The organism is Nonomuraea sp. NPDC049637, from assembly GCF_040675235.1.
Lineage (GTDB): Bacteria > Actinomycetota > Actinomycetes > Streptosporangiales > Streptosporangiaceae > Nonomuraea.
Window position 1 is genome coordinate 161,600 of the sequence record NZ_JBFAOM010000018.1, and the last position, 9,466, is coordinate 171,065.

Annotated in this window: 11 protein-coding genes; 5 read left to right on the forward strand and 6 right to left on the reverse strand. The window is 71.9% G+C overall.

The genetic code is table 11. The features are described from left to right. The first annotated feature begins 11 nt into the window (after positions 1-11). Positions 12-1,193 carry an acetyl-CoA C-acetyltransferase gene (locus tag AB0J71_RS25190; protein WP_364416302.1) on the forward strand — a complete coding sequence of 394 codons (1,182 nt, stop codon included), beginning with the start codon at positions 12-14 and terminating at the stop codon, positions 1,191-1,193. A gap of 79 nt (positions 1,194-1,272) precedes the next feature. Here the strand turns inward: AB0J71_RS25190 and AB0J71_RS25195 are convergent, their stop codons facing one another. The 6 genes from AB0J71_RS25195 to AB0J71_RS25220 all read right to left on the reverse strand — a co-directional run bounded on the left by AB0J71_RS25195 (position 1,273) and on the right by AB0J71_RS25220 (position 5,441). Further along, positions 1,273-1,557, reverse strand: a complete 285-nt coding sequence (locus AB0J71_RS25195; RefSeq protein ID WP_364416304.1) for a hypothetical protein — start codon at positions 1,555-1,557, stop codon at positions 1,273-1,275. Then, entirely contained in the window at positions 1,550-2,158 is a 609-nt protein-coding gene (locus AB0J71_RS25200) for a sigma-70 family RNA polymerase sigma factor (RefSeq protein ID WP_364416309.1), read from the reverse strand. The genes AB0J71_RS25195 and AB0J71_RS25200 overlap by 8 nt, the downstream gene beginning before the upstream one ends. A gap of 145 nt (positions 2,159-2,303) precedes the next feature. Further along, complete coding sequence (locus tag AB0J71_RS25205; RefSeq protein ID WP_358283488.1) at positions 2,304-2,762, reverse strand: hypothetical protein; 459 nt, start codon at positions 2,760-2,762, stop codon at positions 2,304-2,306. 234 nt (positions 2,763-2,996) lie between these two features. Continuing rightward, positions 2,997-3,149, reverse strand: coding sequence for a hypothetical protein (locus tag AB0J71_RS25210; protein WP_352324303.1), 153 nt, complete (start codon positions 3,147-3,149; stop codon positions 2,997-2,999). A gap of 229 nt (positions 3,150-3,378) precedes the next feature. Then, positions 3,379-4,050 (reverse strand): DUF4230 domain-containing protein, encoded by a 672-nt coding sequence (locus tag AB0J71_RS25215; protein WP_352324304.1) that lies wholly within the window; start codon positions 4,048-4,050, stop codon positions 3,379-3,381. A gap of 59 nt (positions 4,051-4,109) precedes the next feature. Continuing rightward, complete coding sequence (locus AB0J71_RS25220) at positions 4,110-5,441, reverse strand: hypothetical protein (protein WP_352324305.1); 1,332 nt, start codon at positions 5,439-5,441, stop codon at positions 4,110-4,112. 229 nt (positions 5,442-5,670) lie between these two features. On the opposite strand from AB0J71_RS25220, the gene AB0J71_RS25225 reads away from it, so the two are divergent. Genes AB0J71_RS25225 through AB0J71_RS25240 form a run of 4 tightly spaced genes read left to right on the forward strand, consistent with a single transcriptional unit; the run spans position 5,671 to position 9,249 of the window. After that, positions 5,671-6,222, forward strand: a complete 552-nt coding sequence (locus AB0J71_RS25225) for a MarR family transcriptional regulator (protein WP_352324306.1) — start codon at positions 5,671-5,673, stop codon at positions 6,220-6,222. Beyond that, on the forward strand, positions 6,206-7,144 hold the full coding sequence (locus tag AB0J71_RS25230) for a tetratricopeptide repeat protein (RefSeq protein WP_364389087.1): 939 nt from the start codon (positions 6,206-6,208) through the stop codon (positions 7,142-7,144). The genes AB0J71_RS25225 and AB0J71_RS25230 overlap by 17 nt, the downstream gene beginning before the upstream one ends. A 9-nt stretch (positions 7,145-7,153) precedes the next feature. Continuing rightward, a complete protein-coding gene (locus AB0J71_RS25235) occupies positions 7,154-7,783 on the forward strand; it encodes a cytidylate kinase-like family protein (RefSeq protein WP_352326155.1) in 630 nt (209 codons plus the stop codon). A 56-nt stretch (positions 7,784-7,839) separates the two neighbouring features. Continuing rightward, the gene (locus AB0J71_RS25240) at positions 7,840-9,249 is read left to right on the forward strand and encodes an NAD-dependent malic enzyme (protein ID WP_352326154.1); all 1,410 of its coding nucleotides are present in this window, start codon (positions 7,840-7,842) and stop codon (positions 9,247-9,249) included. The last annotated feature ends 217 nt before the right edge of the window (positions 9,250-9,466 follow it).

Below are 9,466 nucleotides of genomic sequence, written 5' to 3' on the forward strand. Positions count from 1 at the left end.
GGCCGCCGCCAATGTCCAGTTCCGTCATCGTCGCCGGAGCTCGTACCCCCATCGGCAAGTTGCTCGGCGCCCTGTCCGGGCTGTCCGGCGTGGAGCTGGGCGGCATCGCCATCAAGGCCGCCCTGGAACGTGCCGGGGTGGCTCCGGAGGCCGTCGAGTACGTGATCATGGGCCAGGTGCTCCAGGCGGGCGCCGGCCAGATCCCCTCCCGCCAGGCCGCCGTCAAGGCCGGCATCCCGATGACCGTGCCCTCGCTGACCGTCAACAAGGTCTGCCTGTCGGGCCTCGACGCCATCGCCCTGGCCGACCAGCTCATCCGCGCCGGCGAGTTCGACATCGTGGTCGCGGGCGGCATGGAGTCCATGACCAACGCCCCCCACCTGCTGCCGGGGCTGCGCAAGGGCGTCAAGTACGGCGGCTCCGACGTCGTCGACTCCATGGCCCACGACGGCCTGTTCTGCGCCTTCGACCAGTGCGCGATGGGCGAGTCGACCGAGCGGCACAACGCCCGGCTCGGCATCGCCCGCGACGAGCAGGACGCCCTGTCGGCCCGCTCCCACCAGCTCGCCGCCGCCGCCACCAAGAACGGCGTCTTCGAGGAGGAGATCGTCCCGGTCGAGATCCCGCAGCGCCGCGGCGAGCCGGTGGTCGTCCGCGAGGACGAGGGCATCCGCGGCGACACCACCGCCGAGACGCTGGCCAAGCTGCGCCCGGCCTTCGCCGCCGACGGCACCATCACCGCCGGGTCGGCCTCGCAGATCTCCGACGGCGCGTGCGCCGTGGTGGTCATGTCGAAGGCCAAGGCGGAGGAGCTCGGGCTGCCGTGGCTGGCGGAGATCGGCCGGCACGGCAACGTGGCCGGGCCCGACGCGTCCCTGCAGTCGCAGCCGGCCAACGCCATCAAGCACGCCCTGTCCAAGCAGGGCCTGACCGCGGACGACCTCGACCTGATCGAGATCAACGAGGCGTTCGCGAGCGTGGTCCTGCAGTCGGCCAAGGAGCTCGGCGTGCCGCTGGACAAGGTGAACGTCAACGGCGGCGGCATCGCCCTGGGGCACCCGATCGGGGCCTCGGGGGCGCGGATCGTGCTGACGCTGGCGTACGAGCTGAAGCGGCGGGGCGGCGGCCTCGGGGCGGCCGGCCTGTGCGGCGGCGGCGGGCAGGGCGACGCGCTCATCATCCGCGTGCCCTGACCCGGCCTGGCCCACCCGGTCGTTGTCGTCGGGTGGGCCTGTCCGCCGCCCCTGCGGGCGGTCGCCGGTCAGGGCGCGGTCAATGGGCCGCGCCCTTGCCCGTGTGCCGCCCGCCCGCCGGGACCAGCTCGCACACGCCGTCGGTGCACTGGCGCTGCATGCGTCCCATGGAGACGAGCTGCACCAGCGCCATCACCCAGCACGCCGGGCAGCCGCGCAGGGCGATCGCGCCAGGGATGGCGAGCACCAGGCTGACCGGCCCGGTCCACGGGATCAGCGCGACCGAGGCGATCAGCGCGCCGAAGCCCAGCGCGCCGCGGGCCAGGTGACGGGGCAGTGACGTCCCCGCGGTGGGCTCAGTCATGGACGGCTCCTTGGGACAGCAGGCCGTGCACAGTCGCACGGGCGCGATGCAGGCGGGACTTCATCGCCGGGACGCTCAGCCCGAGGGCGTCGGCGACCATGCGGCCGCTCAGCCCCTGCACGTCCCGCATGATGAGCACCCGCCGCTGGTCGGCGGGGAGTGCCGCGATGGCCTCGGCCACCCGCGCGGCCTCCAGCCGTTCGAACATCTCCTCCTCGGCCGACCGCACGGCGGCCGAGGAGGGCGCGGGCGGCCCGGGACGCAGCATCAGGCGGGCCCGCCTGATGCATTCGTTGCGGATGATCCGGAACATCCACGAGGCCAGCGCTCCGGACGCGCGCAGGGTGCCGATCTTGCGGTACAGGACGATCAGCGCCTCCTGGGCGGCGTCCTCGGCGTCCTCCGGCGTGGCGCACAGCGTGTGGGCGAAGCGCCGCACGTGCGGGTGGGCGCCCGACACCAGCGCGGCGATCGAGTCGGCGTCGCCGGCCCGGGCCGCGTTGATCAGCTGCTCGTCCGACCAGGCGCGCCCGCCGCCGGCCGGCTCCGGCGCCGGGGCGCCGGGCCCGGCCGCCGTGCCGAGGCGCCGCGGGTCAGCCACGTTCCCTGCTCCTTCGCCGCAGGACGACCACGCACGTGCAGATGAGTACGGCCGCAGCGCCGGCCGCGATGGCGATCACCATGATGGGCTCCCATTGTCTCGTTCCGTTGTACGGACATGAGAGGCGCCGACCGCCGAAAAGGATTCAGGAGGCGCGGGTGAAGTCGGCTGTCCAGTTCGTCTCCCAGGTCGTCCCGCCGTCGGGGGAGAAGCGCTGCTCCCAGCGGCACGACTCGGCGGTGATGTCCGACCAGACGTAGGCCACCTTGATCGGCCTGCCGTCGTACACGTCGTCGCAGGTGAACAGGCCGACTCCGGTGTCGTCGAAGCGGCCCACGACGGGCGGCAGGGACATGCCGGTGGCGCTGCCGGCCCAGTAGAGCGACCACGTGCCGGCCGCCTTGTCGTACAGGCGCAGGGTCACCCCGGCGGAGCCCTCGCTGGGGAAGGTGACCTCGTCGATGTTGCCCGCGCCGTCCAGGACGCTCCAGCACCTGGTGCGGCCGGTGAACTCGTACCATTCGTCGCTGCCGGCCAGCGCCTTGCGCAGCCGCCGCTGCCGTGAGGTCCAGGTGCCGACGAAGAAGTCGAAGCTGTTGTCCATGCCCGGACGGTATGCGCCGATCACTGACATCCTCCGTCAGTGTCCTGTTCACGCCGTACGAGCCCCCGCGACGTACGGCGTGAACGCGCGAAACCCCGGTCCGACCAGGAACGGGACCGGGGTGTCGGTGACGCTGCGCGCGGGCCGGCCAGGAATCCGGCACCGGCGCGCCCCCCTAAGGGGGCATCTCAGCCCGGCCGCGAGGGAGGCTGCGGCCGGGCTGCTTGTGGACGGTCATGAAGCCAGGAACTTGGCGAAGACCGAGCGGTGGCGACGCTCGGAACGCTGTCCCTTCAGCGCCTCCCGTACGCGCCGCTGCTCGGCGGCGGCCCGACGGAGTTCGGCGGCGTGGTGCTGCATGACGGAGTACTCGAGTTCGGCGTTCATCCGATGCTCCTGCTGTTCGTGTTCCTTGTTCCCTGCACTCTTAAGACTCCTCCTAAGGCCCCTCCCGCCACATCGGGCGGATGTCCTATCTGCCGGGGTTCGGGCAGGTAGGGAGGTACTTAGGCAGCCGTGCCCATGGACTAAGGACGTCCCGGCATACCTAGGCGGGAACGCGGACGGGCCGCTCCACCTCGGGTGGGGCGGCCCGCAGGCAGGGTAAGGACGCCCGTCAGGGCTCGTCGGTGAACTTCACGGTCACCTTGGCGAACCCGAGCGACTTGAGCATGCCGGTGAGCATCGACCTGGTGTTGGCGTCGGCCCGCGCCCGCAGGTCGCTGGCCACCGCCGCCTCGGTGATCTTCTTCTCCGCCAGCAGGTAGAGCTCACGCTGGTCGCCCGGGGAGCCCGACAGGAAGTCCTGGACGCGGTCGAGCAGGCCGCGCTGCTGGGCGAACACGTACGAGCGGCTGTTGTCCAGGTTGGGTTTCTCCAGCTGGGCGCGCGGCAGGCGGACGGTGGCCTCGGTGCGCTCCTTGTTCACGGTCACCGCGCCCGCCCCCATGGCCGAGAAGTCGACGTAGGCGTCGACGCCGCCCGCGCCCACGAACAGCGTGCGGGTGCCCTTGACCGCGTCGGGCAGGAATTTGGCGTCCTTCTCCAGGTCGACGACGACCTGGAAGGTGCCCGTGGCCGCCTCGAACCGGCTGAGGTCCTTGATGGACTGCAGCAGCACCGGCTGGCTGCGGTCGACGGTCTGCTCTCCGAACGGGTTGAGCCAGGTCCAGGCCAGCCGGCCGCCCACCACGAGCAGGACCGCCAGGACGAGGAACCCGGCCGCATATCGCCACCTGCGCCGCCGCCGGGGAGCCAGGTCCGGCGGCGTCGTCTGGGAAGTCGTCATGGGGCATGACTACCCGCTCGGCGATCATCAGTGCCAGCCGCGGGGTGACATCTTCGTCCTCAGCTGGTGGTGCCCGCCGTGCCGGGATCGGGATAGACCGGGTAGACGTGGCTGCTCTCGGGCGTGGCGCCGGTGGGGGGCGTGATGACGGCGGTGGGGGCCGGACCGCCGCCGAAGTGCGTGCTGGACAGGCGGCACGCCTGGAAGTCGCTGTAGAACATGCGCAGCCACTCCCTGCGCTGGTGCTCGTCGAGACCGGAGAACCAGGACGCGGCGTACTGGTGCTCGGGCAGCGGGCCGCCGGGCAGCGGCTCGCCGCGCAGCCAGGCCATCACGATCTCCCGGTAGCCGTCGGCCGGCGTGCCGGGGCAGCGGGCGGCCAGCGCGTCGATGTACTCGTAGGCCGCCTCCTCGGCGAACCCCGCCGACAGGTCGGGCACGTGGATCGGCGCCAGGCCGTTGGAGGGCTTCAGCGGCTCGTCCAGCGGCCGCTGCTCCACCCGCGTGAACGCGGCCGGCGTGCCGGCCAGGCGCGAGGCGATCTGCGTGAACACCGCGCCCAGCTCGGTCTGCCCGGCCCGCATCCCGGGGTGCAGGCAGACTGTGATCGGCCACTCCTGGCAGGCGTAGGCGATGTCCTCGGCCGCGGCCGGCTTGGGATGGGCCAGCATCCGCGACACGCCCATGCCCGCCGCCAGCACGGCCAGCAGCGCGCACGCCAGCACCAGGGCCTGCCTGGTCACCAGCGCCGCCCAGCCGAGCAGCAGCGCGCAGGTGATGCCGAGCAGCCAGATCGTCTGGTCGAAGAACGGCGCCCCGCCCAGCCCCTGGAACAGGTCGTACGGCTCGCCCGTGCCCGGCACCAGCCGGTCGGCCAGCCCCCGGTCGTCGGCCAGCCAGGAGAAGGCGACGTAGCAGGCCAGCCCCGTGATCGGCGGCGTGAGCGCCTTGGGCACGACCCAGCCGGCCACCCACCCGATCACCGCGTAGAGCGCCAGGCCCGCCATGCCCATGCCCAGGCCGGACAGGCTGAGCCGCCCCGCCTGGTCGGTGAGCACGGTCTTGACCGCCAGCACCAGCACCGTCGCGCCGAACGAGCCCAGCACCACCACCACGATCGCCAGCGGCGCCTTGAGCGCCCGCCACGTCGTGAGCGACCGCCCGCGCAGGGCGCGCCGCTTGCGCAACGCCACCCACGCGGCGAACGCGGCCGCCACCGGCCCGGTCATCCGCAACGAGCCGATGACCGCGGCCAGGATGTTCTCCCACGCGTCGACGCCGGGTATCAGGACGTTCCACGCCGCGACCAGGCCGAGAGCGAGCAGCACCGCCACTGTCACGGCCGCGCTGTGCTTCAGCTCCTCGCGTGTAACGCCCGCGTGCTCACGCACCCTGTATCCCGTTGATGTTCACCAAGCACCCCCCGTGCCCTCGGCAAAGCGGAAGAATGCCAGCCCAGACCCGTCCCCACGGCAGATGGACTTGGCTTCCGCGTCACCTTACGTGAGAGAACCATAACGGAGCGTGATGATTGACGGTCGGATTCTTGGTCAAGCGGTGAAGCCTGTCGCTCCAGGTAGCCCGACGAAACCGGGACGAGAGGCACGCTACCGTAGCGCTGTGTCCCAGCCGAAGCCGCTCAATCTGCCGTTCGATCCCATCGACCGCGCCGCGGAGAGCTGGCGTGCCCGCTTCGGGCCTTCCTCCGCGATGGCCGCGGTCACCTCGATCATGAGAGCGCAGCAGATCCTGCTGTCGCAGCTCGACTCCCTGCTGAAGCCCCACGACCTCACCTTCGCCCGCTACGAGGCCCTGGTCCTGCTGACCTTCAGCCACACCGGCTCGCTGCCGCTGTGGAAGATCGGCGAACGACTCATGGTCCACCCCACCAGCGTCACGAACACGGTGGACAGGCTGGAGAAGTCCGGGTTCGTTCGCCGCCTGCCCAACCCCCGCGACGGCCGCGGCGTGCTGGCCGAGATCACCGGCAAGGGCAGGGACGTCGTGCGCCGGGCCACCGACGACCTGATGGCCGCCGAGTTCGGCCTCACGATGTACGCCGAGGACGAACTCCGCCAGATCTTCGACCAGCTCCGCACGCTGAGGGTGGCGGCGGGTGACTTCGCGGGCCCGTCCATGCGGCAAGATGAGGAGCATGGCGGACTTCTCTAGGCCCGGGTCGCTCTACGGAGCTGTGGACCTGGGCGCGCGCAAACAGGCACTGGAGGCCCAGGCCCGGCGGGAGGCCGCCGGTCCCCAGGGGGCCACCTCGGCCTCGGTCGTCGACGTGACCGAGGAGACGTTCACGACGGACGTCATCGACCGGTCGATGACCGTGCCGGTGGTGCTCGACCTGTGGTCGCCGAGGGCGCCCGGCAGCGCCCAGCTCAGCCCGGTGCTGGAGAAGGTGATCGGCGACCTGGGCGGCCGGGCCGTGCTGGCCAAGGTCAACGTCGATGCCAGCCCCCAGATCGCGCAGGCGCTGCGGGTGCAGGCCGTGCCGACCGTGCTGGCCATCTTCCAGGGGCAGGCCGTCACCGGCTTCCAGCAGGTGCTGCCCGAGCAGGAGGTGCGCCGCTGGCTCGACGAGCTGATGGGCGCGGTCGAGCAGTTCTACCAGGCCAACCCCGACGCCCGGCCGCCGGCGGCCGAGGAGGGGCCGCAGGCGCCCGAGGGGCCGCCCGCCGACCCCGACCTGGTGGCGGCCGAGCAGGCCATCGACGCCGGCGACCTCGACGCGGCCGAGGCGGCCTACCAGCGGCTGCTGGCCCGCGTCCCCGGCGACGAGGACGCCAAGATGGGGCTGGCGGGCGTCGGCCTGATCAAGCGCACCTCCGCGGCCGACCCGGCCGACGTGCAGCGGCGCGCCCAGGACCCGTCCGACATCGAGGCGCAGCTGCTGGCCGCCGACCTGGAGATGCTCTCCGGCGCGGTCGACGAGGCGTTCGAGCGCGTGGTGGCCGTGGTCAAGCGCACGTCGGGCGACGACCGCGACCGGGCCAGGAAGCACTTGCTCGGGCTTTTCGACGCGTTGCCGTCGGACGACCCATCTTTGGCGAAAGCGCGTAGAGCATTGGCGAGCGCCCTGTTCTAACCTGGGGGTATGCGGGTCGTCACGATCTCCGCGGCCTACGGCACGGCCGGCAGCCACATCGGCCCGGCCGTCGCCGAACGGCTCGGCGTGCCCTTCGTCGACCGTGCCATCCCCAGCGCCGTGGCCAAGGAGCTCGGCTGCACGCTGGAGGAGGCGCTGGCCCACGACGACCGCGCCGAACACGGCCTCGGCTGGTTGTTGTCGGGCGCCATCCGGCTGCCCACGGTCACCTTCGGCGGCGTGGACATGTACGTCCCCGGCGCGATGCCGCTGCCGCCCGAGGAGTTCGTCCGGCGCACCGAGCGCATGATGAAGGAGACGGCCCTGGCCCGGGGAGGCGTCTTCCTGGGCCGTGCCGGCGCCCTGGTGCTGGCCGACCATCCCGGCGCCCTGCACGTCAGGCTCGACGCGCCGCTGCAGCGCCGGGTCCGCCAGACGGCCACGCTGAGCGGCACGAGCGAGCGGGAGGCGCGGGCCGTCGTCGAGGACAACGACCGGGCCAGGACGGCCTACGTCCGCCACTTCTACCGCGCGGATCCGGGTGATCCGTGCCACTATCACCTTGTGCTCGACAGCACGACGATTCCCGTCCCCGCGTGTGTCGATCTCATCGTCACCGCAGCGACGGCACTGGGTTGACCTGATGCCCCCTATCCTTGGATGACTTCTTGGTCAGTCCCGAAGGAGCGATTGACGTGGCGACCGTCCCGAGTGTGTCGTACTCCATAACCGTGCGTCTCGAGGTGCCCGCAGGCGGCAAGGCCGTGAGCCAGCTCACCCACGCCGTAGAGTCGGCCGGCGGCGTGGTGACCGCCCTCGACGTCACCAACGCGGGCCACGAGAAGCTCCGCATCGACGTCACCTGCGCCGCGCGTGACACCGACCACGCGCAGGCCATCGTCGACCAGCTGGAGGCGGTCGAGGGCGTCGTCATCCACAAGGTCTCCGACCGCACGTTCCTCATGCACCTCGGCGGCAAGATCGAGATGAAGTCGAAGGTGCCGCTGCGCAACCGCGACGAGCTGTCCATGGCCTACACCCCGGGCGTGGCGCGCGTGTCGATGGCCATCGCCAGGAACAAGGAGGACGCGCGGCGCCTGACGATCAAGCGTAACTCGGTGGCCGTGGTCACCGACGGGTCGGCGGTGCTGGGGCTGGGCAACATCGGGCCGGAGGCCGCGCTGCCGGTCATGGAGGGCAAGGCGGCCCTGTTCAAGCGGTTCGCGGGCATCGACGCCTGGCCGATCTGCCTCGACACCCAGGACGTCGACGAGATCGTCCGCACGGTGCAGCTGATCGCGCCCGGGTTCGGCGGCATCAACCTGGAGGACATCGGCGCGCCGCGCTGCTTCGAGGTCGAGCGCCGGCTGCGCGAGCTGCTGGACATCCCGGTCTTCCACGACGACCAGCACGGCACGGCGATCTGCGTGCTGGCGGCGCTGACCAACGCGCTGCGCGTGGTGAACAAGTCCATCGAGAACGTCAGGATCACGATGGCCGGCGCCGGCGCGGCCGGGAACGCGGTGCTGCGGCTGCTGCTGGCCGCCGGCGCCCGCAACGTGGTCGTCTGCGACTACCTGGGCGCCGTGCACAAGGGCCGCGACGATCTCGACGACTCGCTGCGCTGGATCGCCGAGCACACCAACGCCGACGGCTACGCGGGCGACCTGCGCGGCGCGGTCAAGGACGCCGACGTGTTCGTGGGCGTGTCCGCGCCCGGCATCCTGACCGGCGACGACATCGCGACGATGGCCAAGGACTCCGTGGTGTTCGCGCTGGCCAACCCCGAGCCCGAGGTCTCGCCCGACGACGCGCGCGAGCACGCCGCCGTGGTGGCGACCGGCCGCTCCGACTACCCCAACCAGATCAACAACGTGCTGGCCTTCCCCGGCGTGTTCCGCGGGCTGCTCGACGCGCAGGCCGGCGGGGTGACGCAGGAGATGCTGCTGGCCGCGGCGGGCGCGCTGGCGGCCGTGGTGACCCCGGAGGAGCTGGGCCCCAACTACATCGTGCCGAGCGTCTTCCACCCCGACGTGGCGACGGCGGTGGCCGCCGCGGTCCGCGAGAGCGCCGGCGGCCGGGCCCGCGGTTTCACCGAGGCGTGATGGCGCGGGGGCCGCTCCAGACAGGCTCGGCCCCCGCACCCAGGCGGCCCACAGAGCGCACCGTCACGGCGGCGCGCCGGTGAAGGGTCAGCGGGCGTGCCCTGGAAGGCCACCAGCCGGAGTACGGCGGGTGGCCTGACCACGCGAAGCCGTAAAGACGGAAAAAGGCTCACGGCCGTGAGGACAGAAGGCTTGTGGGTGTGAGGACGGAACGCTC